General features: G+C 49.7%; 21 protein-coding genes and 3 pseudogenes. 12 read left to right on the top strand and 12 right to left on the bottom strand.

The window, feature by feature from the left end:
- The 3 genes and pseudogenes from O71_RS21760 to rimP form a co-directional block, all read right to left on the bottom strand.
- Positions 1-1,053: pseudogene (locus O71_RS21760) on the bottom strand (translation initiation factor IF-2); the annotation flags it as partial.
- Positions 1,054-1,172: 119 nt separating this feature from the next.
- Positions 1,173-2,426 (bottom strand): transcription termination factor NusA, encoded by a 1,254-nt coding sequence (nusA, locus tag O71_RS12130; protein WP_007657162.1) that lies wholly within the window; start codon positions 2,424-2,426, stop codon positions 1,173-1,175.
- A gap of 7 nt (positions 2,427-2,433) precedes the next feature.
- Positions 2,434-2,907, bottom strand: a complete 474-nt coding sequence (gene rimP, locus O71_RS12125; RefSeq protein ID WP_237717832.1) for a ribosome maturation factor RimP — start codon at positions 2,905-2,907, stop codon at positions 2,434-2,436.
- Positions 2,908-3,215: 308 nt separating this feature from the next.
- Between rimP and O71_RS12120 the strand changes: the two genes are divergently transcribed.
- From O71_RS12120 to O71_RS12110, 3 genes and pseudogenes are all read left to right on the top strand, one after another.
- A complete protein-coding gene (locus tag O71_RS12120; protein WP_007657153.1) occupies positions 3,216-4,346 on the top strand; it encodes an endonuclease/exonuclease/phosphatase family protein in 1,131 nt (376 codons plus the stop codon).
- 81 nt (positions 4,347-4,427) lie between these two features.
- Complete coding sequence (gene cysS, locus O71_RS12115) at positions 4,428-5,951, top strand: cysteine--tRNA ligase (RefSeq protein ID WP_007657152.1); 1,524 nt, start codon at positions 4,428-4,430, stop codon at positions 5,949-5,951.
- A gap of 1 nt (position 5,952) precedes the next feature.
- Positions 5,953-6,953 (top strand): annotated as a pseudogene (locus O71_RS12110) (M28 family peptidase).
- 45 nt (positions 6,954-6,998) lie between these two features.
- Here the strand turns inward: O71_RS12110 and O71_RS12105 are convergent.
- Entirely contained in the window at positions 6,999-7,664 is a 666-nt protein-coding gene (locus tag O71_RS12105; protein ID WP_007657146.1) for a hypothetical protein, read from the bottom strand.
- Between the two features lie 294 nt (positions 7,665-7,958).
- On the opposite strand from O71_RS12105, the gene O71_RS12100 reads away from it, so the two are divergent.
- From O71_RS12100 to O71_RS12085, 5 genes are all read left to right on the top strand, one after another.
- Positions 7,959-9,017 carry a class I fructose-bisphosphate aldolase gene (locus O71_RS12100; RefSeq protein WP_007657144.1) on the top strand — a complete coding sequence of 353 codons (1,059 nt, stop codon included), beginning with the start codon at positions 7,959-7,961 and terminating at the stop codon, positions 9,015-9,017.
- Between the two features lie 172 nt (positions 9,018-9,189).
- The gene (gene accD / locus O71_RS12095; protein ID WP_051017757.1) at positions 9,190-10,089 is read left to right on the top strand and encodes an acetyl-CoA carboxylase, carboxyltransferase subunit beta; all 900 of its coding nucleotides are present in this window, start codon (positions 9,190-9,192) and stop codon (positions 10,087-10,089) included.
- 251 nt (positions 10,090-10,340) lie between these two features.
- Entirely contained in the window at positions 10,341-11,102 is a 762-nt protein-coding gene (locus O71_RS12090) for an OmpA family protein (RefSeq protein WP_237717831.1), read from the top strand.
- Between the two features lie 319 nt (positions 11,103-11,421).
- Positions 11,422-11,625, top strand: a complete 204-nt coding sequence (locus O71_RS27285; RefSeq protein ID WP_007657138.1) for a hypothetical protein — start codon at positions 11,422-11,424, stop codon at positions 11,623-11,625.
- An 11-nt stretch (positions 11,626-11,636) separates the two neighbouring features.
- On the top strand, positions 11,637-12,086 hold the full coding sequence (locus O71_RS12085; RefSeq protein ID WP_007657136.1) for an OmpA family protein: 450 nt from the start codon (positions 11,637-11,639) through the stop codon (positions 12,084-12,086).
- A gap of 66 nt (positions 12,087-12,152) precedes the next feature.
- On the opposite strand, the gene O71_RS12080 is transcribed toward O71_RS12085, so the two are convergent.
- Together O71_RS12080 and O71_RS12075 are read right to left on the bottom strand one after the other, a co-directional pair.
- Complete coding sequence (locus tag O71_RS12080) at positions 12,153-12,770, bottom strand: DUF2238 domain-containing protein (RefSeq protein ID WP_237717830.1); 618 nt, start codon at positions 12,768-12,770, stop codon at positions 12,153-12,155.
- A gap of 134 nt (positions 12,771-12,904) precedes the next feature.
- Positions 12,905-13,597: an MBL fold metallo-hydrolase gene (locus O71_RS12075; protein ID WP_007657132.1), complete on the bottom strand. Its 693-nt coding sequence runs from the start codon at positions 13,595-13,597 to the stop codon at positions 12,905-12,907.
- Positions 13,598-13,787: 190 nt separating this feature from the next.
- Between O71_RS12075 and nth the strand changes: the two genes are divergently transcribed.
- On the top strand, positions 13,788-14,495 hold the full coding sequence (gene nth / locus O71_RS12070; RefSeq protein WP_007657130.1) for an endonuclease III: 708 nt from the start codon (positions 13,788-13,790) through the stop codon (positions 14,493-14,495).
- 71 nt (positions 14,496-14,566) lie between these two features.
- On the opposite strand, the gene O71_RS12065 is transcribed toward nth, so the two are convergent.
- Positions 14,567-15,124 (bottom strand): hypothetical protein, encoded by a 558-nt coding sequence (locus tag O71_RS12065; RefSeq protein WP_007657125.1) that lies wholly within the window; start codon positions 15,122-15,124, stop codon positions 14,567-14,569.
- A gap of 26 nt (positions 15,125-15,150) precedes the next feature.
- Positions 15,151-16,050 (bottom strand): LD-carboxypeptidase, encoded by a 900-nt coding sequence (locus O71_RS12060; protein WP_007657122.1) that lies wholly within the window; start codon positions 16,048-16,050, stop codon positions 15,151-15,153.
- 167 nt (positions 16,051-16,217) lie between these two features.
- Between O71_RS12060 and O71_RS12055 the strand changes: the two genes are divergently transcribed.
- Complete coding sequence (locus O71_RS12055) at positions 16,218-17,750, top strand: AbgT family transporter (protein WP_007657120.1); 1,533 nt, start codon at positions 16,218-16,220, stop codon at positions 17,748-17,750.
- A 95-nt stretch (positions 17,751-17,845) separates the two neighbouring features.
- On the opposite strand, the gene O71_RS12050 is transcribed toward O71_RS12055, so the two are convergent.
- The gene (locus O71_RS12050) at positions 17,846-18,409 is read right to left on the bottom strand and encodes an outer membrane beta-barrel protein (RefSeq protein WP_071530878.1); all 564 of its coding nucleotides are present in this window, start codon (positions 18,407-18,409) and stop codon (positions 17,846-17,848) included.
- Between the two features lie 247 nt (positions 18,410-18,656).
- A complete protein-coding gene (locus O71_RS12045; RefSeq protein WP_007657106.1) occupies positions 18,657-19,049 on the bottom strand; it encodes a RidA family protein in 393 nt (130 codons plus the stop codon).
- A 168-nt stretch (positions 19,050-19,217) separates the two neighbouring features.
- Between O71_RS12045 and O71_RS12040 the strand changes: the two are divergent.
- Together O71_RS12040 and O71_RS12035 are read left to right on the top strand one after the other, a co-directional pair.
- Positions 19,218-20,197, top strand: a pseudogene (locus O71_RS12040) (radical SAM protein).
- Positions 20,198-20,348: 151 nt separating this feature from the next.
- Positions 20,349-20,867, top strand: coding sequence for a gamma carbonic anhydrase family protein (locus O71_RS12035; protein ID WP_007657104.1), 519 nt, complete (start codon positions 20,349-20,351; stop codon positions 20,865-20,867).
- 48 nt (positions 20,868-20,915) lie between these two features.
- On the opposite strand, the gene O71_RS12030 is transcribed toward O71_RS12035, so the two are convergent.
- Both O71_RS12030 and O71_RS12025 read right to left on the bottom strand, forming a co-directional pair.
- Complete coding sequence (locus O71_RS12030) at positions 20,916-22,253, bottom strand: hemolysin family protein (protein ID WP_007657102.1); 1,338 nt, start codon at positions 22,251-22,253, stop codon at positions 20,916-20,918.
- 189 nt (positions 22,254-22,442) lie between these two features.
- Positions 22,443-22,754 carry a hypothetical protein gene (locus tag O71_RS12025; RefSeq protein WP_007657101.1) on the bottom strand — a complete coding sequence of 104 codons (312 nt, stop codon included), beginning with the start codon at positions 22,752-22,754 and terminating at the stop codon, positions 22,443-22,445.
- Positions 22,755-23,334 lie beyond the last annotated feature (580 nt).

Here is a 23,334-nt window from a genome sequence, read left to right as displayed (position 1 = left end):
GATCGGGCGTGACTGCGGATTAGCAGTAGTGCCTTGTTGTTGTCCTTGTGTGCCGCCGCCTTGTTCAGTGCCGGCCACAATAATGCGCTTGCGCTTTTTCTTTTTACCGGCCTTCCTGTCATCGGAAGACGCTACCGGCTTAGTACCTTTTCTACGTGTGCTGTCTGGCAATTCAATCTTGCCCAGTACCGTAAGGCCTTTCAGCTGGTCGGCTTTTGCTGTAATTGTTTCTATTGGTTCTGTTCCTTTTTCGACAGGCGTTGCAGCCGGTTGATCCGGAGCCTGTGGTGCCGCTGCTTGCGCAGGAGCTTTTTCTGTTTCTATTGTCTTTTGTTCCGCAGCAGGGGCAGGAGGCGTTGCCGGCTGCTGTGGCTTTTCTTCAGTTTTAGGAGTTTCCGGTTTCGGAGCTTCTGCTTTTGGCGTCGCAGGAGCTTGTTCAGCTGCTGCAGGCTTCTGCTCAGCAGCTGGTTGCTCAACTGGCGCAGGAGTAGGTGCAGGGGCTGGAGCGGCAGGTTGCTCTGGCGCTTTCGCCTCCGGAGCTTTTGGCTGCTCTGCTGCAGGTGCTTTCGGCTCTTCAGCTTTAGGTGCTGCCTTTGGTATAGGGCGGCCTTTTGCGTCCAGATCTATTTTGCCGAGCACTTTTATACCTGGCAGCTTTGCCTCAACTGGTGCCGCGGCTGGCTGTGCAGGCGCTTTTGGCTCTTCTGTTTTAGGCTTGGCCTCAGGTGTTTCAGCTTTCGGCTGGTGCACGCTCTTGATCAGGATTTCCTGCTCAGGCTCTGTTGTTTTCTTGGGCTCGTGGTGCGGCTCCGATTCCACTACTTGGTTGCTCTGTGGTTTCTTGCCGATGTTGAGTTCTTCCGCTTCAATCTTGTCTTGCATTGAAGAAGCGAACTCCTTAGCCAGCATACTGAACTGCTCTGCCGTGATTTTGGTAGTGGGTTTGTTTTCCACGTCAAAGCCTTTAGCAGAGAGGTAATCCACAATGGTAGCTGTACCAATGTTTAAAGTAGTTGCAACCTGTTTGAGCCTCCTGATTTTGTCTTCTGCCATGTTCTGATATGCTGTCTTTAATTTATTCTGTTAATATGCTATAGTTGCCTTGCAAGGTATAGAACTGAGCTTCGTTCCGAATTTCTTTCAAAATTACAGGAACGAAGCTCAACTCACAACTATTGATTGTCTTCTTCTTCCAACTCTTCGCGCAGGATAGAAAGTACGCTTTCGATCGTCTCTTCTTCCAGTTCTGTTCTGCGAAGCAGGTCTTCTTTCGAAACTGCCAGTACGCTCTTGGCTGTATCCAGACCAATGCGGCGCAGTTCTGCGATCACCCAGTCCTCGATTTCGTCTGTAAATTCTTCCAGGCTGATGTCTTCTTCGTATACCTCAGACTCTCTGAACACGTCGATCTCCATGTCAACCAGTTTGCTAGCGAGCTTGATGTTCTGGCCGCCTTTACCGATCGCAAGCGACACCTGGTCTGGCTTCAGGAACACCGATACTCTACCGTTCTCGTTGTCTATTTTCATACTGGTGATCTTAGCCGGGCTAAGGGCACGCTGGATGTATAGCTCCAGGTTGTCGGTGTAGTTGATCACGTCAATGTTCTCGTTCTCCAGCTCGCGCACGATGCTGTGGATACGAGAACCTTTCATGCCCACACAGGCACCTACCGGGTCAATACGGTCGTCAAACGATTCTACGGCTACTTTAGCACGCTCGCCGGGCTCACGCACGATTTTTTTGATCGCGATCAGGCCATCGTATATTTCCGGAACTTCGTTCTCGAACAAACGCTCCAGGAATGCTGGAGATGTACGGGAAAGAATGATCTTCGGATTTCCATTCACGATCTCAACACGCTGTACCACAGCACGCACTACGTCGCCTTTGCGGTAGCGGTCTTTCGGGATCTGCTCACCTTTCGGGATCAGCAGTTCGTTCTCTTCCTGATCAAGCAACAGTACTTCGCGGTTCCATACCTGGTATACCTCACCTGAGATGATCTCGCCAACAAGGTCCTTGTACTTCTGGAACAGGAGTTCTTTCTCCATGTCTTTGATACGCTGGATCAGGGTCTGGCGGGCAGTCAACACGGCGCGGCGACCGAAGTCCTCGAGCTGTATTTCTTCTGATACCTCTTCGCCTACTTCAAAGTCAGGCTCTATTTTGCGGGCCTCTGTAAGGCTGATCTTGTCATGGTCCCAGATGTCCTCCGAGTTGTCGTCCACGATTTCGCGGTTGCGCCAGATCTCCAGGTCACCCTTCTCCACGTTCAGGATGATGTCAAAGTTCTCGTCGGTACCCCACTTTTTGCGGATCATAGTGCGGAATACATCCTCCAGGATGCGCATCATCGTCGGGCGGTCTATGTTCTTGAATTTCGCAAATTCAGCGAACGACTCGATCAGGACTGAACTGTTCATTATTTTATCATTTAAAAGATATTACAACATTTGCTTTTACAATCTCCCCGAAAGGTATTTGCACAGGCTCATACGTTGCCTTTTTGCCTTTTTGTTTGATTTCTTCTGTCAGGTTTATACCTGTCTCGGTTACTTCTTCCAGCTTGCCAGTTCTCTCGGTGCCGTCCTGCATTTTTAGCTTCAGGTTACGGCCGATATTTCTCTTAAACTGTTGCGGCTGCGTGAGCGGAAAATCCACTCCCGGCGAACTAACCTCCAGCACATAGGATACTTCCTCGCCATACGTCTCCGCGATCTTTGAATTGACGCGGCGGCTGATGGTAGCGCACTGGTCAATGGTGATGCCCTGCTCGCCGTCAGCCAACACGGTTATCTTGGGGCGCACTGCCGAATCAGACACTGCCACATCCACGATGAACAGATCATTTTCCGGAAGGCTGGCTTCCGCCATAGCGCGAATACTTTGTGCCGTTATTGCCATATTTATTTAAAGAAAATAAAGAAGGGGACCTCGCGTCCCCTCATCTCCTTGGAAATAATGTCACAAATTTACTATAAAAACATTATATAAACAACAATATGTGTTTAAGTGCGCTGTAATTATATGGTTTCTGGAGATTTCGGGCGGCATTTTTGTGGCCAATGCCAGCTGCCGGAGAGGCTTCGGTTCTGTAACAAGCACAACTGCTGGAAAAGTTCTGCAGATTAAAATCATTATTGCCACCGCACTGAATATATTCTGAACCGAGGCTTGATATTCCTACAAGCATAATTTGTAAGTTTGCCACCGTGGCAGGTACATTCAAACAAATACGCCGGAGAATCTGGCTGATCCTGAACATCCTGGTGGTGCTTTGGCTACTGCTGGGGGTGCTGAGTATGCGTGTGCCACCCTACGAATTCTGGCCTGTCGGCTTTGTTGCCTTTTCACTTCCGGGCGCACTGGTGCTTAATTTTCTGTTCTTTATCTACTGGCTGTTGAAGCGCTCATGGTATGTGTTTCTGCCGATGGCCGTCATCGGCCTTGGCTGGAATCACTATGGCCGGCTGATATCTATCACCTGGGACAAAGAGCCACCTACAGGAGCCAAAACTTTGGAGGTGCTCAGCTTCAATGTGCATGTATTTAACGCCTATGATAAAGTTGTAGAAGGGGTGCCTCGTGTTTCGGAAGAAATGGTAGACTGGGTAGCTACGCACCCGGCTGATGTGTTTTGTCTGCAGGAATTTTACAGCCGAGTCAACTCGACAGAGTATAACAACTTTAATCGCATAGGTAAAAGGTATAATCGATATGTGTTTGGGTCCACTGTAGAAACGGATCGCATCAAGGCGGATTTAGGTATAGCTATCTTTTCGAGATATCCAATTATTGAAGGAGGTACAATACATTTTACAAATACACGGAGAGCGAGCGCCAACCGGGCCGCCTGGGTCGATATCAATGTGAAAGGGGATACTGTCAGGGTATACGCCGTACATCTTCAATCAATGAGTATTAAGGCGGAGGATATCGAAAATACGTATTCGGCAATTGGCGACGAAGAAAGCTTCCGGAAAGAGAGTCGTAACCTGGCCCGCCGTTTGCGAATGGGCTTCAGGGCCAGGGCCATGCAGGTACAGCAGCTGCTCGACCACGTAAAAACATCACCTTATCCGGTCATTGTGACAGGCGATTTCAATGACATTCCGTTCAGCTATACCTACAGTCAATTGGTAGGTGAATTGAATAATTCATTTGAGAAAGCGGGCAACGGGGTAGGCGCCACTTACAATGGACCTTTGCCATTCCTGCGTATTGATAATCAGTTCTTCAGTGAAGGGCTGGAGGCATACGACTTTAAAACGCATTACGAGATGCCACTCTCCGACCACTTCCCCATCTCGGCGACTTATGTCATCAAGCCGAAAGAGGAGTAAGGGACTGAAGGTATAATTTTTTAGTTTTGAACTTTGGTTGGCCACCAGGCTCACCAGAATAATCAAGTATAAACAGAAAGCATGCCCCTTGCGCATGCTGTGCATATCGATACCATGCAACACAAACTGAACCTGTACAACACGCTCACACGCAAAAGAGAACTGTTCGAACCGCTACACGCACCCTTCGTGGGAATGTATGTCTGCGGGCCGACAGTATACGGCGAGCCGCACCTGGGCCATGCCCGCAGTGCCGTTACCTTCGACGTGCTGTACCGCTACCTCAAGTACCTCGGGTATAAAGTGCGCTATGTGCGCAACATCACCGACGTAGGCCATCTCGAAAACGATGCCGACGAAGGGGAGGACAAGATCCAGAAAAGAGCCAAGTTGGAGCACCTCGAGCCGATGGAGGTCGTGCAGCACTATACCAATGTGTACCAGCAGGACATGGCGACACTTAATACTAAGTCGCCCGACATAGAACCGCGTGCTTCCGGCCACATCATTGAGCAGATCCAGATGATACAGGAGATACTCGAGAATGGCATGGCCTACGAGGTGAACGGCTCGGTCTACTTTGACGTGCCGGCCTATCACAAGAATAACAACTACGGCAAGCTGTCGGGACGAATCATCGAAGACCTGCTTAGCAATACCCGTGACACAGAAGGGCAGGGGGAAAAGCGTTCACCGCTTGACTTCGCGCTTTGGAAAAAAGCCTCGCCACAGCACATCATGCGCTGGCCTTCGCCGTGGAGCGACGGATTCCCGGGCTGGCACCTGGAGTGCTCGGCCATGAGCCGCAAGTACCTCGGCGAGACTTTTGACATACATGGCGGTGGGCTCGACCTGATGTTCCCGCACCACGAGTGCGAGATTGCCCAGAGCCAGGCCAGCCACAGCCACAGCGATGCCGCCCGCTACTGGGTGCACAACAACATGATCACGGTGAACGGGCAGAAGATGGGCAAGTCGCTGGGCAACTTCATCAACTTGAGCGAGCTCTTTAGCGGCAAGCATAAAATGCTGGAACAGGCCTACAGCCCGATGACCATCCGTTTCTTTATCCTGCAGGCGCACTACCGCAGCACCCTCGACTTTAGCAACGAGGCGCTGCAGGCCGCCCAGAAAGGTTATAGGAAGCTGATGAACGGCATGCGGGTGCTCGAGAAACTGGTATACCCGGAACAGCCCGGCACACCGGACGAAAAGCTGAATGAGGATTTGTTGAAATTGACGGAGGACTGCTTCCGCGGCATGAATGACGATCTGAACACGGCTCGCACCATCGCCTCACTCTTCAATCTGCTCAAGAAGATCAACAGCCTATACCTGGGGCAGCTACAGATCGGAACACTGACACGTGACACCTTTGATACCATCCGCACAACCTATACCGAACTGGTGAATGATGTGCTTGGGTTAAAAGACGAGCCGACCGCTGATATGGAAAATATGCTGGAACTGGTGCTCGGCTTTTACAAGGAGGCAAAAGAGAACAAGGCTTATGATAAAGTAGATGCCATCCGTGCCGAGCTGAAGAAGCAGGGCATCGTGATCAAGGATCTGAAAACCGGAATTGACTGGGCTTATGAAGAATAATATGAAGCTACTGGCCATCCTGATGCTGAGCGCCATGGGACTTAACAGCTGCGACTCTTCTGATAACGGAAGCAGTGGTGAACGCACAGCTACCACTGAGGTAGAAGAGGCTGTGGTGCAGGCACCAGAATTTAATGCGGATTCTGCTTATAACTTTGTAGATCAGCAGGTGGCTTTCGGACCGCGTGTGCCGAATACGGCAGCGCATTACAAAACAGGGGAATGCTGATAGAGACGCTGCGCAGCTATGGCGCCGAAGTGCAGGTGCAGGCCTTCCAGGCACGTGCTTTTGACGGTACCATGCTCAACCTGCGTAACATTATTGGCACCATCAATCCCAATGCAACCAAGCGTGTGCTACTGGCTGCGCACTGGGACACACGACCCTTTGCCGACAAAGACGAGGAAAATCAGAACAAGCCCATCGACGGTGCCAATGATGGTGCCAGCGGTGTAGGAGTGCTGCTCGAAATTGCGCGTGCCATACAGGTGGCGGAGCAGAAGCCAGGTATAGGTGTGGACATCATCTTCTTTGATGGAGAAGATTACGGCCAGCCTGACGAGAGCGACTACCCATACCAAAGCGATACCTGGTGTCTGGGGTCACAGTACTGGAGCAAGAACAAACACAAGCCGAATTACAAAGCGAACTACGGCATCCTGCTCGATATGGTGGGTGCTGAGAACGCCAAGTTTGCCCGCGAAGGTACCTCCATGCAGTATGCCCGCAATATTGTGGACAAGGTATGGCGTGCCGGAAATCGCCTCGGTTACTCCGACTACTTTAAGTATGTAAATGCCCCGGCCATTACCGACGACCATTACTACGTGAACACCGTGGCCGGCATCCGCATGATCGATATCATCGAGTACAACATGGCAGATCAGGATGACTATTTTGGACCTTATCATCACCGCCATACAGACACGATGGACATCATTAGTAAAAACACTTTGAAGGCAGTGGGGCAAACTGTGCTGCACGTGCTATACAACGAATAAGGGTATACCTTACGAACAGAAAAGGCGCTCCCAAGAGCGCCTTTTTTATTGCCTTACAACAGCTGGTAACACATTGTCCTCGGCCATTTTCTGCACCGTGAGCTCAGCAAACTGGCTTGCGGCTTTGCGCAGGCTGCGGGGGCTGTGCGACTTAGATTGAGCTGACCATACCAGGCGGTCCGTGTTGACGTCGTATAGGTTTGTTTCGAGGTAGTATATCTTGTCTTCGGTGTAGTAGCCGGGGTCGTAAAGGGTAGGATACCAGAAATTGTAGTAACCCCTGAAGCTGCCATACCATACAAAACGTGACATCGGTCGGTACCCCATATTGCCGGGTACATAGCGTGTTTCGGTTTGCTCGTCTACCAGTGCGGCGGTCAGGATGGCATCATGGCCGTTTTCCTTGATACGCTCTATGAGCAGGTTTACATCCGGTCCGGTTTTAGCGGTAGCAGATGGCGGGAACAAATCAATACTGCGGGTTGCCTGTATGCCTCTCATCTGCAACTGCGCCTGCAGGTCATTTTCCACTTCCTGCCGGGCCAGGACGTTATCGGTAAGGGCAGCCACCACTACCCGTTGGTAATTCTGTGCTTCAATTTCGGGACTTTTCCAGGATCCCATGATCTGGGTGGAAGATGAGCATGCCGCTATACCTGCCAACAAGAGCAGGAGTGGCAGCCAAGCGTTCCTGATAAGGTTGTGTTTCATATTTTTGATGCTTAATATGCTTATACCTAGTGTATTGTATAACGAGTAGCGGCCTCGGTTAGGTTTAAGAACTCGGCTATACCTGGAGTAGTTGGTGCAGGGGTAGTTTGGAGATATGAGACAGGTGAATTTAGTGCTGTAATTAGAGCAACATTTTGAGGTCGGAAACGGTATGTGGAGGCAGCAATGCGCCACTTACAAGAGTAGTTAGGATATTTTCTGAAGTATTCAAAAAGCATTATATATTTGTCCTGCAATTCAATACGTCCCTTTTATTAAAAACTATTTAAAAAAATGTCGTACGATAACATCGTTTCCTTACTAGGTTCTGAAGCGGAAAACCTGCTTCAGTATGAAAGCAAAACAATCTCCAAAGACCTGATCCATGCACCGGGCCCTGACTTTGTGGACCGTGTGTTCTCTCAGTCAAACCGTAACCCGCAGGTATTGCGCAGCCTGCAGCAGCTTTTCAACCACGGCCGTCTGGCTGGCACGGGTTATTTGTCCATCCTGCCTGTTGACCAGGGCATCGAGCACACCGCAGGTGCTTCTTTCGCCCCAAACCCTATCTATTTCGACCCTGAGAACATCATCAAATTAGCCATTGAAGGTGGCTGCAACGCCGTGGCGACAACCTTCGGTAACCTGGCCATGATGTCAAGAAAGTATGCGCACAAGATTCCGTTCGTGGTGAAGATCAACCACAACGAGCTGATGACCTACCCGAACAAGTATGACCAGATCATGTTTGGCTCTGTGGACGAGGCCTGGAACCTGGGTGCTACGGCGGTTGGTGCTACCATCTACTTCGGGTCTGAAGAGTCTTCCCGTCAGATCATCGAGGTGGCCGAAGCTTTTGAAAGAGCGCATCAGCTAGGTATGGCCACCATCCTGTGGTGCTATACCCGCAACAACGCCTTCAAGAAAGATGGTGTAGACTACCACGTAGCCGCCGACCTGACAGCACAGGCAAACCACCTGGGCGTCACCATCCAGGCGGACATCATCAAGCAGAAGCTTCCTGAGAATAACGGTGGCTTTAAGGCGATCGGCTTTGGCAAGACGCACGAGAAGATGTACTCAGAGCTTTCTTCTGACAACCCAATTGACCTGGCTCGCTACCAGGTAGCCAACTGCTACATGGGCCGTGCCGGTCTGATCAACTCAGGTGGTGAGTCAAAAGGAGAGTCTGACCTGGCAGATGCTGTGCGCACAGCTGTTATCAACAAGCGTGCAGGCGGTATGGGCTTAATATCAGGCCGTAAGGCGTTCCAGAAAGATATGAAAGTGGGAGTGGAACTTCTGAACGCGATTCAGGACGTATACCTGGCCAATGACATTACACTTGCTTAATCTGTAGCAGAACTGCTGATTATTAACTAATTTTACAGCCTGCTTTGGAGTAGCTCCTTTGTGAGTAATCCGAAGCAGGCTATATTTGTGCCCAAATCTGCCTGAAACTGGTACAGAGGAGTATGGCAGAACAACCATTTAATGTGCGGTACGCACGACCGATACGATTATGATGCCTTGGTTTAAACGAGTAGAAAAAGGAATTATCACACCGACAGAGGAGAAAAAGGAAACTCCGGACGGCTTGTGGTTTAAGTGCCCGGATTGCAAGACAGTGACTAGCATGACCGAGCACCGCAAAAACCTGAAGACCTGCGTGAAGTGCAACTACCACGACCGTGTTGGTTCAAAGGAGTATTTCGCCATCCTGTTCGACGACAACAAGTTTACGGAGATGGACGAGGATATGACCTCGGGTGATCCGCTCAACTTTGTGGATTCCAAGCCATACCCACAGCGTACCGCAGAAACCCAACGCAAGACAGGTTTGAAAGATGCTGTGCGCACTGCCTATGGTAAGTCCGGTGGCAAGGACATCACCATCGCCTGTATGGACTTTGCCTACATCGGTGGCTCTATGGGATCAGTGGTGGGTGAGAAGATTGCCCGCGCCATCGATCACGCCCGCAAGACGCGCACACCTTTCATGATGATCTCCAAGTCAGGAGGTGCCCGTATGATGGAGGCTGGCTTCTCGCTGATGCAGATGGCCAAGACTTCTGCAAAACTGGCGCTTCTTTCAGAGGAGAAACTACCATATATATCGATGCTTACGGATCCTACTACAGGTGGTGTAACGGCATCTTATGCCATGCTGGGCGACTTCAACATTGCCGAGCCGGGTGCGTTGATCGGATTTGCCGGTCCGCGTGTTATCAAAGAAACGATTGGAAAAGACCTCCCGAAAGGATTCCAGAGTGCGGAGTTCGTGCTGGAGCATGGCTTTCTGGACTTCATCGTGGACCGCAAGGAACTGAAGCAGCGCTTGGTAGATCTGCTGGGCATGATCATGCCTGTTACAGAAGAAAAAAACGGAACAGCCAAAACGCAGAAAGCCGCCAAATCGGCATAAGCGGATTGGATTAAAATAATAGAGCAGAAAAGCCTGTTAGTATTGCTGACAGGCTTTTTTGGTGGTACTCAAACACGACAAAATATAAGCTGAACGGGTGCAAACAAACTTTTTCAGTTTAGGAAAGTAATAGTTTGGGTAAAGCACAATATTGTGCCTAAGTTTGGCATTAGTATTGCGAAAGCACAAATACTAAGAATAACTAATACTACTATCAACCAAAAACCATTTTTCAAATTTATTACAAGACTATGAAACTAGTAAAACTATCGTTGACATCGATGCTGGCTGTAACCATGCTGTTCACTTCCTGCCAGACTACACGTCCGACTACTTCTGGTACAGGCGACACCTCAACTACAACAGGTAACAAAACCGAAACTTCTACTACCGGGGAAGAGAAGACAGGTATGAATAAAACCACTAAAGGTGGTATCATCGGAGCGGGCTCAGGCGCTGTAGTAGGCGGTATTATTGGTAACCGCATGGGCAACACAGCGGCGGGTGCCATTATAGGTGCTGCCGTGGGTGGTGCCACAGGCGCCGTTATCGGTCGCCGTATGGACAAGCAGGCCGAGGAACTGGAGAAAAGCATGGAGAATGCGAAGATCGAGCGTGTGGGCGAGGCTATCCGTATCAACTTCGACTCGGGTATTCTGTTCGCTGTGAACTCTGCTGAACTGAGCGCCAATGCTAAGAAAGACATTGACGGCCTGGTAAACACACTTCAAAAATACGAAGGCACGAACATCATCATCGAAGGCCACACCGACAACACTGGTAGCCGTGAGTTGAACCAGGGACTGTCGGAGCGTCGTGCGCAGGCTGTTGCCAACTATGCCCGTACCCGTGGAGTAGACGCATCTCGCATGCAGGCGAAAGGCTACGCCTTTGACCAGCCGATTGCTGACAACACGACTGCGGAAGGCCGTGCGCAAAACCGTCGTGTAGAGATCATCATCATTGCAAGCGAGGAGCTGAAGAAAGCTGCCGAAAGTGGTGAGATAAAATAAGCTACAGGTATAGCACTTGTTCTAAAGCGCCTGCCGGGTATACCCGGTAGGCGCTTTTTTTATGCAACATGTTTTAACTAAAAAACCTCAAAACAAGCTGCCAGCGCCGCCTATAGGCGACTTTTGAATATTCTCCCGTTGGTTTACGTATATAGTTTGTCTAATGAAGCTGGTGTAGGGGTTTTGGCAACATGCTGGTTAGCAATTACTTGTGTTATAGGTTCTGTTCAACTGCTATATCCAGATACAACATTTTAACACATTTAGAGTATTAAGGGCTTAATCTGACAACTATAATTGAAAATTAAAAAACAAGAACATGAAACATATCAGAATTTATTTCCTGGCTCTAGCCGTAATCGGTTTCTTATTTACATCTTGTAATGCCAGTCGTACGGCCAAAGGCGGTGCTATTGGTGCTGGTGGTGGTGCTGTAGTAGGTGGTGTGATTGGTAAAGTAGCTGGTAACACAGCGGCGGGCGCCATTATTGGTGCTGCCGTGGGTGGTACGGCCGGTGCCTGATTGGCCGCCGTATGGATAAGCAGGCCGAAGAGCTGCGTCGTGACCTGGAGAACGCTAAAGTAGAACGAGTAGGTGAGGGTATCAAAATCACCTTCGACTCAGGTATCCTTTTCGATGTGAATTCTGCTGAGCTTCGCCCAAATGCGCAGGCTGACATCCAGAAACTGGCAACTACGCTGAAGAAGTATGAAGATACGAACATCATCATCGAAGGCCACACTGACAACACCGGTAGCCGTGAGCTGAACCAGCGTCTGTCAGAGCGACGTGCTGAGTCCGTTGCGGGCTATGCTACCCAGCAGGGTGTTGCCCGCAACCGTATCACAACGCAGGGGTGGGCATTTGACCATCCGGTAGCTGACAACTCTACAGCATCCGGTCGTCAGGCAAACCGTCGTGTAGAGATCGCGATCTTTGCAAACGAAAAAATGAAGAAAGCCGCAGAACGTGGTGATCTGTAATTAATTAAGAATCCATAGAAAAGCCGGCTATACCACCTCAGGTATAGCCGGCTTTTTTTTGTTTGATTAATCTCTGTTAGTTGACGGAGCTGTGCGCTTGCGGAGCACAATGGCAACCCCGATGGCAATACTGGCTCCCAGAAAGGCGAGTACCATGTCCTTTTGTGCATCCCAGATATCGCCCTGCATTCCCAGGTAAGCCATGCCTTGCTCGTCCCCATCGTACACGAGGTCAGCCACGATCCACTCCACGATTTCATAAACAGCACTCAGCGACAGAACGAGCGATAGCGTGAGTACACTGCTCAGGAACACACTCAGGCTAAAACCACGTCTTGCAATTTCATAAATGGGATATGTGAGCAGTAAACCAAAACCGAAGTGCACAATGCGGTCGTAGTGGTTGCGCTGGAAATTAAATTGCTCTTTCATCCACTCACCAAAGGGGTTGTCGGCATACTGGTAATAGCTGCCGTACACATGCAGCATCATGAACAGGAAAACCAAGGTATAGCTGGTATCGGTGAAGCGGAAAATATTGTAAAAGGCAGCCAGTAAGATGACAACAGAGAGTGTAAGGGAGTTTTCGAGGAGCCAGTTGAGCAGGTCAGGTGTGGTAAAGCCTGTATATGCCAGGAAAGCTATGAAAGTACCCATGTAGGCCATGTGCAGTGGCCTGCGCATGAAAGTTAGCTTATGCTTAGAGCGAAAAGTCATTATGAACGTCATGTGCTAACTGGTTTTGTGCAGTATTGCAGCATTAACCTAAAATTGATACACATGTTTTGCCTAATTGGATACAAGCTTTTTGAAATGCTTTAAGCCAAAAGGTCTTTTTGGTAAAATACCAGCCTGATTGGGTTGTCCCCCGGGTTCTGGGTTGGGTCACAGTGGTAGCCGAACATCTCTACGCCGTTCATGTAGGGGAGCAGCTTTTTGTAAAAGGTATGGCCCGTGTTTTCGGGGTTGAAGGTAATGTCGTGATACACGCAGGTAGGCAGCGAAGGCATGCGACTCAGTTTGTCAAAAAGCACATCGGGTTTGCCAAGATCGCCTGAGTATACGATACGGTTTTCTTCCTCTTCAAAAATGTAGGCAAATGATTGGAGTCCCTCTGAGTGCAGACCATAGGTATCAACGGCCTTTATACCTTCGAAACGGTCAAGCGGAACGAACTCAGCGTACTTGTCAGGGTTCTTCACCTGTATTTTCAGGAACTCGTATACCTGCGCCTTGAACTGGTCTGTTGGGTACAGGATGGTTGGCTTTGGAGCTTTGTCTACTACATGCTTGTGCAGCAGCAGATTGGCCAGACTGCCGCAGTGGTCGTTGTGCAGATGTGTGAGCAGGATATAGTCTACTCGGTGCAGCAGGTTTTTGTGCACCAGCGTCTGGTATGTTGTAAAGCCACAGTCAATCAACACACACTTTCCCCGCACTGTCACCAAAGCGGCAGAGTTCAGATAATCGATGTCAAAGGCACCCCCTGTTCCTAAGAATTTAATTTGCATAAAATGAAAGCTAATGCCGTTTTGAGCTGAGACTACAGGTATAGCGGTAATTGGAACAATTTGTTCTGATATATTACAATTTTTCTGAATAAATGTTCTAACATGTACTTTGGTGATAATAACCCTATTAACGGCAGTAACGCCATTTGTATAAAACCGTTAATTATTACCGGGCTAAACCTGGCAAGAAATGGAAGGATACGAACTACCTGCTGAAGAAAAAATAGTGATAACGCACGAACTGCTGAACCAGGAGTATAAGCGTCTGGTGCTTGACCCACGCCGTAGCCATATGCATGAATTAATCTCGACCATGCTCTCGCACCGCACTAACCACGCCGATGAGCAGCAGGCCTACTATACCATGCTGGAGCGCTTCGGAGACTGGGAAGGCGTATTGAACGCCCCGGAGGATGAACTCGCCGACGCAGTGAGCACCACCCGCTACCCTTTGCAGAAAGCCCCGCAGATACAGCAGACGTTACGCATGATCAAAGAGGACAGAGGGGAGATAAACATTGACTTTTTGGCCGACCTGCCCATAGACGAAGCCATGGCCTGGCTAACTAGGCTACCCGGTGTAGGACCAAAAACGGCTACCTTGCTGCTGCTATTCAACTTTAAGAAACCAGTACTGCCCGTCGATACGCACGTGTTTCGGGTGAGCCAGCGGGTGGGCCTTATCGGTGCCAAGATTACAGCTAATAAAGCCCATGATGTGTTGCTGGAAATGCTCCCCAAAGATGCCACTGAGCTATTCAACTTCCACAAGCACCTGTTCTGGCACGGGCAGAAGGTATGTACCTGGTCCTATCCAAAGTGTGAAAAATGCGTGCTGAACGGGATTTGTAACTATTACAGCCAGGTAAGAGCCAAGGGAATTGATAAGGCAGCGTAATGAACGCTACAATCGAGGTACATGCTGCCTATTTCTCAGTATAGTTTACTCTGACCTTGCTTTAAGCGGAGCTATTCTATTGTTACGAGTTCAGTCACGATCTCCTTTTGGTTGCCAATAAACTTCTGCTTAAAGAAATTAACTGTTTGCTGTGACGATTCAACCGAAGCGGGTACATATTCACCCCTCTTTTCTGCTTCTGCTATTGCGCCAACTACCCCTTTGTTCTGGCGCATATCAGCCAATTCAACAGGTGTCCAGGTCAAGTAAATGTCGCCAATGTAATAGACCTTTTCAGGCTCAGTGAGATTGACTGAGATATAGTTGGGAGGTAAATTTTTATAGAACCCAATATTATCTCGGTATTCAAGCAGCGAAAGAAAATGATTGCCTAACGGGAGTTTCATGTAAAAATAGCCGCTTTCGTCCAGCCAGACGGTGTGCTTTCCCCAAAGCCGTTCATTAAAGTGCAGCACTATTTTTTCGCTAGCCAACGGCCGGCTACTATCCAGTGTAAGTTTTCCAAATACGATCGTTTCATTAGGTTTCGTATTAGCGGTTGTCGCAATTCTGCCTGTGCTGCAGCCTAAGCTAAAGAGAGCTAAAAAAAGTAAGATTATCCTATACATAAAGTGTGATTGGCCGGACTTTGCCGTTAGACAGAATAAACATACTCCAAGCTCGCCCCATTCTCCTCAACTTCCAGCTTCGCTCTTCTCCCGCAAACCAGCGCCAGATTATCCGGCTCGTGACCGGTTGGGAAGCCGTAGCAAACGGGGTAGTCATACTTGCCAGTGTGTTCGGCGATTATCTCGTAGGCGTCTTTCCCGAAAGGTATAGCATTGTCTTTCATGTCACTGAAGTGGCCCACTATAAGGCCTGCCAGGTCTTTTAGCTTGCCCGCACGGTCGAGGTGAACCATCATGCGGTCGATGCTGTAGAGGTACTCGTCCACATCTTCCAGAAAAAGAATCTTGCCTTTGGTCGTGAAGTCGGAGCTCGTGCCGGAGACGTTATGCAGGAGCGCCAGGTTACCACCTATCAGTTGCCCTTCGGCTATACCTGTGCGGTTAAAGGTATGGGGAGCGGAGCTGTAACTTAGGTTTTCTCCGAAGAGAACGCGACGCAGACTCTCCAGTGCTTCTTCAGTGCCTTTCGGGAAGAGCAGGGGCATAATCCCGTGCACGCTTTCTATACCTAAACTGTGGATGTGGCAGAGGAGGGAGGTGATGTCGCTGAAACCTACGACCCACTTCGGGTGATTCTGAAAATGACTGAAGTCTACCTGATCAAGAATGCGGGTGGTGCCGTAGCCACCGCGGGCACAAATGATTGCCTTGATATCAGGGCGGTCGAGGGCCTGCTGCAGGTCCTGCAGACGCAGGGCATCATCGCCGGCAAACACACCATACTGCGCTCCTACTGTAGGGCCAACTTCTACTTCCAGCCCCCAGCCTCTGAGTATGTCGATGGCGGCGGCAATTTCTTCGTGGCTGATAAGACGGGCGGTGGCGATGATGGCGATTTTGTCGCCGGGCTGTAGTGGTGTGATCATAGGTAAAGCAATTTTTGATGATAAACGAAGGTATGGCTTTTTGTTAAAATTTGCGAGGCTGCAAAATTTTGGGCAATTTCGGAACCCCGTTTGCTATGGCCTTGACTGCCCGGCACCTGTACCTGAACAGGCGCTGAGTGGGCGGGAACCTTAAACCAACCTTTTTTATGACGCAAATCAAGAAAAAAAAGTCAGGGATTGACAAGTTCCTATCCATAGTGGAGCGCATCGGCAACGCCCTGCCACACCCGGCCACGCTCTTTGCAGGCTTTGCGCTGCTCGTGATCATCCTGTCGTGGGTAGCCAGTTTGTTTGACCTGGCGGTAACGCACCCGGGCACAGGCAAGATCATAACACCGGTTAACCTGCTCTCTACTGAAGGCCTGCACATGATCCTGACCCGCATGGTGACCAACTTCACCGACTTCGCTCCGCTGGGTACGGTGCTTGTTTCCTTGCTGGGTATAGGTATAGCTGAGGGCACGGGTCTGATCGGTGCGGTGCTGCGTCTGGTAGTGCTTTCATCACCCAAGCGTCTGCTCACCTTCGTGATCGTGTTTGCGGGTGTTATCTCCAATACGGCTTCTGAAGTGGGTTACGTGCTGCTGGTGCCACTGGCGGCGGTGATCTTCCTGGCGGCCGGCCGTAATCCGCTGGCTGGTCTGGCGGCTGCTTTTGCGGGTGTGTCGGGTGGCTACAGTGCCAACCTGTTGCTGGGTACTATCGACCCGCTGTTGGCTGGTCTGTCTACGGAGGCGGCACGTATCATTGATGCCGATTATACCGTGAATCCGGCGGCCAACTATTACTTCATGTTTGTTTCTACCTTCCTGGTAGCTGGTTTGGGTACCTGGGTGACTGAAAAAATTGTAATTCCGAGGCTGGGCGAGTACAATGGCGACGAAAAGCCCCAGAGCATCGACCGCCTGAACAGTCAGGAGAAGCGAGGTCTTCTTTACGCCTCCCTGGCTATCCTGGCTTCGATTGCCTTTGTATTGGGCGGTTTGCTGCCGGAGGATGGTTATCTACGCAACCCGGAGACGGGGGAGATACTTAATTCGCCATTCATGTCAGGTATAGTGGCCTTCATTTTCCTACTTTCGGCAATTGGCGGTATCGCCTATGGTATAGGCGCCAAGACCATCAAAAACGACAGCGATGTGATGCGTGGCATGTCTAAGTCAATGGAGACACTGGGCTCTTATATCGTACTCGTGTTCTTCGCGGCACAGTTCGTGGCCTACTTCAACTGGACTAACTTGGGCCTGATTCTGGCCATTAACGGAGCCGATGTGCTGCAGACCATGGGCCTGAGCGAGATTCCGCTGATGATCATGTTCATTCTGGTGGCCGCTGTGATCAACCTCGTAATGGGTTCGGCCTCGGCTAAGTGGGCGATCATGGCACCAGTGTTCATCCCGATGTTTATGCTGCTGGGTTATTCGCCGGAGTTCACGCAGGTAGCCTACCGCATCGGCGATAGCGTAACCAACATTATCTCGCCAATGATGTCGTACTTCGCTCTGATCGTGGCCTTCATACAGCGCTATGACAAGAACGCAGGTATAGGCACCGTGATCTCGACGATGCTTCCTTACTCGATCGTGTTCTTTATCGGCTGGGTAGTGCTGCTGATTGTCTGGATTATAATTGGTCTGCCAATTGGTCCGGGTGCCGAGATGTACATAACGCAGCCTTAACAGGTATGCTGCTAAGCAGAACAGCCGGTACAGGATATACCTGCACCGGCTGTTCTGTTTTAAAGTAGCTTGGTTGCTGCACTAAAGGCTATGCCTTAAAACAGCTTCAGTCCCAAACTCAGCAAGATCTGTTCATTAGCCAGGTCATAGTTACTCTGTAAAGACGGATCTGAGTAATTGCGGTTGATGCGCTCGTAACGCACATCTACGGTCAGGCGCTGTATGTCGAGGCCTATACCTGCCTGATATCCCCAGTCAGAGCCTGACATAAAACTCTTAATACTCTGTCCCTCCTGGCGCGCGCTCAATAGATTGGAGGCAACCGGACCTGCCTGTATACGAACCAGGTTGGCAATGCTTATACCTGCCATAATGGGCACATCGAGCCGGTTAAATTTGATGTCGGATACACGGTTTGTAATGGAGGTATTGGGATTAGATTCCAGTCGTCCGCCGGTTTGCGTGAAAATAGCTTCAGGCTGTATAAAAAAGCCCAGAATATTAACGCGGGCAAAAGCACCGGCATGGTAACTGGTTACAGATTCCTTGTTGGCGTACTCAGCGGGGTTACTGGTGACATCGTGTACACTTACACTCGATGAGCCCACGCCAGCCTTCAGACCACCGGTTAAAAACTGTGCCTGTGCCGCCGTACTCAGGCGACCAGCGCAAATATAGTTAGCACTAAATTTTTCATAGCTATAAGATTAGTTTCAAGATTTTATACCGAAGCCAAATCGGCACAGGTATAACGAATGATCAATAGCCTTTTAGTACGTAACCGTGTGAATATAGGGTATTTAGTATTAAATTATGGTACTATTCCTTTGTTTTGCTGGCTGTTAATGTGGGCTGCCCTCCTGTGGTCCAGTCACTACACCAGGTATAGCACTTCGGTTAATTGGGTTAACCTTCTGAGCTCAGAATCGCTGTGGCCTCAATTTCCACGAGCTGCTCCGCCTTGATCAGTGCCCGCACTTCTACCATGGTTGAGGTTGGCTTGATGTTGCTGAAGAACTCACCGTGAGCACGACCGACAGCCTCCCATTGGCTGATGTCAGTCACATAGATACGGGTACGCACCACCTGCTTCATCGTAGCGCCGGCTTCTTGCAGCGCCTTCTCTATCTTCTGTAGAATGTACCGGGTCTGCTCGTAAGCATCGCCTATACCAATCACCTGATCGCCCTCAGTAGCCGTAGTGCCCGCCACCTCCACTACATTGCCGACACGCACAGCACGGCTATACCCAATGATATCTTCCCACATAGCGCCAGAAGAAATGTTTTGTCTTTTCATAGAGTTTAGAAAGTTAAAGAGTTTAAGAAATTAGGAGTTAGAAAGGCATGCCTGTGCACGATTTAGCCATTTAACCATTTCCATTCTCAGGTATTTTAGCATCCAACCTCCTTCTATACCTGATACTCCGGCAGAATCCTTAATTTTGAGTGAACAACTCTCTACCAGATGCGCCTGAGATCGAAACCTGTGCTTTGCAACTATTACGTTACGTACCGCTGTAACGCAAAGTGCTCGTTTTGTGATATCTGGGAGAAGCCTTCGCCTTACATAACGCTGGAGGACGTGGCACAAAACCTGCATGACCTGAAGCGGCTTGGGGTACAGGTGATTGACTTCACGGGTGGCGAGCCCTTGCTGCACCGTCAGATCGATCAGATGTTGGGTATGGCACACGACATGGGTTTCATCACCACGCTCACCACCAACGGTATGCTCTATCCCAAACTGGCAGAACGGCTGAAAGGCAAGATAGACATGCTGCACTTTTCGCTGGACTCGGCTCACAAGGAAGTGCACGACACTGGCCGTGGTGTGGCCTGCTATGATTTCGTGATGGAATCGATACAGGTGGCGAAGTGGCTAGGTGAGCGTCCGGATATTTTGTTTACAGTGTTTCGTCACAATCTGGACCAACTGGAGGAGGTATACCGGACCATTACGCAGCCCAACAAACTCATGCTTATCATCAACCGGCCTTTGAGTACAACGATGTGGCCGTGGGGGAGCAGCTAACGGAAGAAGAACTGGATTACCTGACGGCCTTCGGAAAGCGTAAAGGCGTATACCTGAACGAGGGTTTCGTACAGCTGCGTCGCGACGGAGGAAACAGGGTAGCAGACCCGGTGTGCAAAGCGGCCAGCACCACACTGGTCATCTCTCCGGAAAATGAGCTGGTATTGCCTTGCTACCACCTGGGCACCAAAAGTTTCCCGATTCAAGGCAAACTGGGCGAGCTATACCTGAGCCAGGAGGTGGAGGAACTAAAGCAGTTAGAGGGACGGTTACCGGCCTGCGAGGGCTGCACCATCAACTGCTACATGCAACCCAGCTTTGCCGTAGAAATAAACAAATACTTTTGGAAAGCACTCCCCAGCACCCTCAAATATAATCTGAGCAAAGGGACCTGGAAGCGGCTTTTGAATTGATAAATTGTTGAATGGTTAAATTGTTGATTGTTGTTTGTGGATGGTTGAATAGGTCACGACCTGTCCCTACAGTTGGCATGGCTATTACAACGTTACAGGAAAACATCGCTAAACCTTAACTTTCTAACTCCTAAACTCTCTAACTCAAAATATGCCAGTTATACTTCCTGTGAAAGGTATAAGCCCACAGATGGGCGAAGATTGCTTTGTGGCTGAGAATGCTACGATCGTGGGCGATGTAGTGATGGGCCGCGAGTGTTCCGTATGGTTTAATGCCGTGATCCGGGGCGATGTAAATGCGATCCGGATTGGTGATAAAACCAATATTCAGGATGGTGCCGTGATCCACTGCACTTACCAGAAAGCTGCAACCACCGTCGGCAGCAACGTATCGATTGGCCATAATGCGATTGTGCATGGCTGTACCGTGGAAGATAACGTTCTGATCGGGATGGGAGCTATTGTGATGGACAATGCGCTCGTGCAGAAGAACTGCATCGTAGCGGCGGGTGCTATTGTGCTGGAGAATACAGTATGCGAGTCGGGATTTATATACGCCGGTATACCTGCCAAAAAGGTGAAACAGCTGAGTCAGGAGCAGATCGATGGCCTGGATAAAGTGGCCAATAACTATGTGATGTACAGCGGCTGGTTTACTAATCCGGAATGATAGTAGCAGAAAAACAAAGGCCATACCGCACAGGTATGGCCTTTGTTTTTAATAATTTGGCTCCTCTGTTTGCGGTTCTATTTGGGATCGGAAGTCGTCTCTAATAGTGAAGAGTACCCATTCCACACGGCGGTCAGACTTTTCCAGTACCCGGATCGCATACTCATTGAACTCCGCCACCTCGTTTGCATCCTCTGGTATGTGGCCGTAGATCATGGTCACAAAGCCGCCTACCGTTTCATAGTCCTCACCTTCAGGCAGCGCAAAAGGCAGGTAGTCGTTCGCGTCTGACACAGGGGCGGCGCCATTGACACGGTACTCAAAGTCGCTCAGGCGCTCCACAATAGGCACCTCCTCGTCGTATTCGTCCTGAATTTCGCCTACCAGCTCCTCGATGATGTCTTCTATGGTCACGATGCCCGACACACCGCCAAACTCATCGGTTACGATGGCCATGTGCATGTGGCGGCGCTGGAACTGTTGCAGGAGGCGTGGGATCTTCTTCGTCTCCGGAACGAAATAGGCCGGACGCATCAGCTTTTCAATGATGATCGACTCTCCCAGGCGCATCAGGCTCAGGATGTCCTTGACATAGAGCACCCCCACAATGTTATCGATGGAGCCGTCGTAAACTGGCAAGCGTGAGTAGCCTTCCTCAAAAATCAGCTCCATCAGTTCCGGCTCGGGAATGTTCACATCAATGGCCACCATGCGTGTGCGGGGTACCATGATCTGCTTCACCATGCGCTCGTTAAACTCAAACACGTTCTCGAGCAGCTCGTGCTGGGAGTCAACAAGCAGTCCGCCCTCCGCACTTTGTTCAAAAAGCAGGCGCAGTTCTTCAGGGGAGTGTACCTCGGAGCCATGCACGGGACGAATGCCCATAGAGCGCAGCACCAGGTTGGCAAAGCCGTTGAGTAACCAGATAAAAGGCCTGAACAGGTAGTAGAAGAAGCGGAGTGGTAGCGTAATGGCCAGTGTAGTGGCTTCAGATCGCTGAATAGCCAGTGACTTTGGCGCCAGCTCGCCGAATACGATGTGGAGGACCGTGATGATGGCGAAAGAGATCGGAAGGGCTATTTTGTGGGCCAGTGCCTCACTGCCCTGGAAGCCAAAGAAATTCATCACATTGATCACGATCTGGGCAACGACGCTTTCGCCGATCCAACCCAACCCGAGCGATGCCAGGGTAATGCCAAGCTGTGTAGCCGACAGATAGGCATCGAGGTGGGTGAGCATGTGCTGGGCCAGCCTGGCCATAGAACTGCCAGCCTGCGCCCGAAGTTCGATTTGTGAAGCACGCACCTTCACGATCGCAAACTCCGCCGCCACAAAAAAGCCGTTAAGCAATACCAGAAATATAGTGAGTAGGATGTTTAGAATCATAGCGTGTTACGGCGCGGTTTGCTTCCGGCTGCGTAAAATTAAGCTAAAATACGTGGTTTTACTATATATGTATGTGCTATTGGCAAGAATACATGCAGCTGGCATCGTGGCACAGGCTTGCAGGGCCTTGTCTTAAAACAAGAAAAGGTGCCACAGGGCACCTTTTCTTGTTGATACATCTTCAGGTGGTTAGTATTGAACCTGCATGACGGGTGCCTGGGCGGTGCTGAACAACTCGCGGGCATTTTCCGGCGAAAGGAGGGGCATGAAGATAGCCTTAGCCTCTGCTTCGGAGATCATTCTATAAACATGCTCTGAAGAAGTATCGAGGAAGGGATTGCAGAAGGAGTAAATAAATTCGTCTGAAAAAGTACGGTATACAATATGAAAATTGTGTTTCTCGTCGCGCACAAGTTTGATCGCCTTGAAAGTAAAATCAAGTTCTTTGCCGCAGACAGTTTTGATAGTGGTGAATTCCTTTGGCTGAAAGTCTGTATTCATAGTTTTGAATGTAGGTTTTGTAAATAATCCAGTATAAAATATACGTTTTGGTAGCTCTTAAAATTCCCTGTCTGGCCAAAGAAGCTCTTTATATCCGTGAACGGCATGGAATAGCGGGTGAGAGTCAGAGTATTGGCTACCAGAGGCTTAGTATGCGTGCATACGATAATGGAACGTTGGTTTATAAGTGAACTAACAGTCTGAGAGTCTGTTTAGAAACTACCTGCTGTTAGTTTCTGTTATTTATAGCATCAGGACCGGCATTTGAGGGCAATAGGTTGTCATCTGTCTATTAGGTTGGATCGATGCAGCCAGACAGATGGGGCTTTCGATCAAAATCTCTACTTTTGCAGTGAGGCTTTCGGGCTTCCTTGATCTTAATAAATTAACTAGATATACCCTTATGAGAAATAATTTGAGGCTGACGCTTCGCCTTCACTGGCTGTTTGTGGTCCTGTTGACCTTTGCAGCACAAATGGTGCAGGCACAGGTGCTGAAGCCTGCTTCCTGGAGCTACGATGTTTCCAAAAAGGAAGTAAAAGTAGGCGATGAAGTCGAGCTCATTTTTAATGTCAAAATA

The organism is Pontibacter sp. BAB1700 (assembly GCF_000277005.1).
GTDB lineage: Bacteria > Bacteroidota > Bacteroidia > Cytophagales > Hymenobacteraceae > Pontibacter > Pontibacter lucknowensis.
The sequence above is the reverse complement of the archived record's forward strand: the minus strand, read 5'-3'. Positions and strand labels throughout refer to the sequence as shown.

Coding starts and splice junctions, on each gene's coding strand:
- nusA (WP_007657162.1), bottom strand. CDS start 2,426: ATGAACAGTTCAGTCCTGATCGAGTCGTTCGCTGAATTTGCGAAATTC.
- rimP (WP_237717832.1), bottom strand. CDS start 2,907: ATGGCAATAACGGCACAAAGTATTCGCGCTATGGCGGAAGCCAGCCTT.
- cysS (WP_007657152.1), top strand. CDS start 4,428: ATGCCCCTTGCGCATGCTGTGCATATCGATACCATGCAACACAAACTG.
- O71_RS12105 (WP_007657146.1), bottom strand. CDS start 7,664: ATGAAACACAACCTTATCAGGAACGCTTGGCTGCCACTCCTGCTCTTG.
- O71_RS12100 (WP_007657144.1), top strand. CDS start 7,959: ATGTCGTACGATAACATCGTTTCCTTACTAGGTTCTGAAGCGGAAAAC.
- accD (WP_051017757.1), top strand. CDS start 9,190: ATGCCTTGGTTTAAACGAGTAGAAAAAGGAATTATCACACCGACAGAG.
- O71_RS12090 (WP_237717831.1), top strand. CDS start 10,341: ATGAAACTAGTAAAACTATCGTTGACATCGATGCTGGCTGTAACCATG.
- O71_RS27285 (WP_007657138.1), top strand. CDS start 11,422: ATGAAACATATCAGAATTTATTTCCTGGCTCTAGCCGTAATCGGTTTC.
- O71_RS12085 (WP_007657136.1), top strand. CDS start 11,637: ATGGATAAGCAGGCCGAAGAGCTGCGTCGTGACCTGGAGAACGCTAAA.
- O71_RS12080 (WP_237717830.1), bottom strand. CDS start 12,770: ATGCGCAGGCCACTGCACATGGCCTACATGGGTACTTTCATAGCTTTC.
- O71_RS12075 (WP_007657132.1), bottom strand. CDS start 13,597: ATGCAAATTAAATTCTTAGGAACAGGGGGTGCCTTTGACATCGATTAT.
- nth (WP_007657130.1), top strand. CDS start 13,788: ATGGAAGGATACGAACTACCTGCTGAAGAAAAAATAGTGATAACGCAC.
- O71_RS12065 (WP_007657125.1), bottom strand. CDS start 15,124: ATGTATAGGATAATCTTACTTTTTTTAGCTCTCTTTAGCTTAGGCTGC.
- O71_RS12060 (WP_007657122.1), bottom strand. CDS start 16,050: ATGATCACACCACTACAGCCCGGCGACAAAATCGCCATCATCGCCACC.
- O71_RS12055 (WP_007657120.1), top strand. CDS start 16,218: ATGACGCAAATCAAGAAAAAAAAGTCAGGGATTGACAAGTTCCTATCC.
- O71_RS12045 (WP_007657106.1), bottom strand. CDS start 19,049: ATGAAAAGACAAAACATTTCTTCTGGCGCTATGTGGGAAGATATCATT.
- O71_RS12035 (WP_007657104.1), top strand. CDS start 20,349: ATGCCAGTTATACTTCCTGTGAAAGGTATAAGCCCACAGATGGGCGAA.
- O71_RS12030 (WP_007657102.1), bottom strand. CDS start 22,253: ATGATTCTAAACATCCTACTCACTATATTTCTGGTATTGCTTAACGGC.
- O71_RS12025 (WP_007657101.1), bottom strand. CDS start 22,754: ATGAATACAGACTTTCAGCCAAAGGAATTCACCACTATCAAAACTGTC.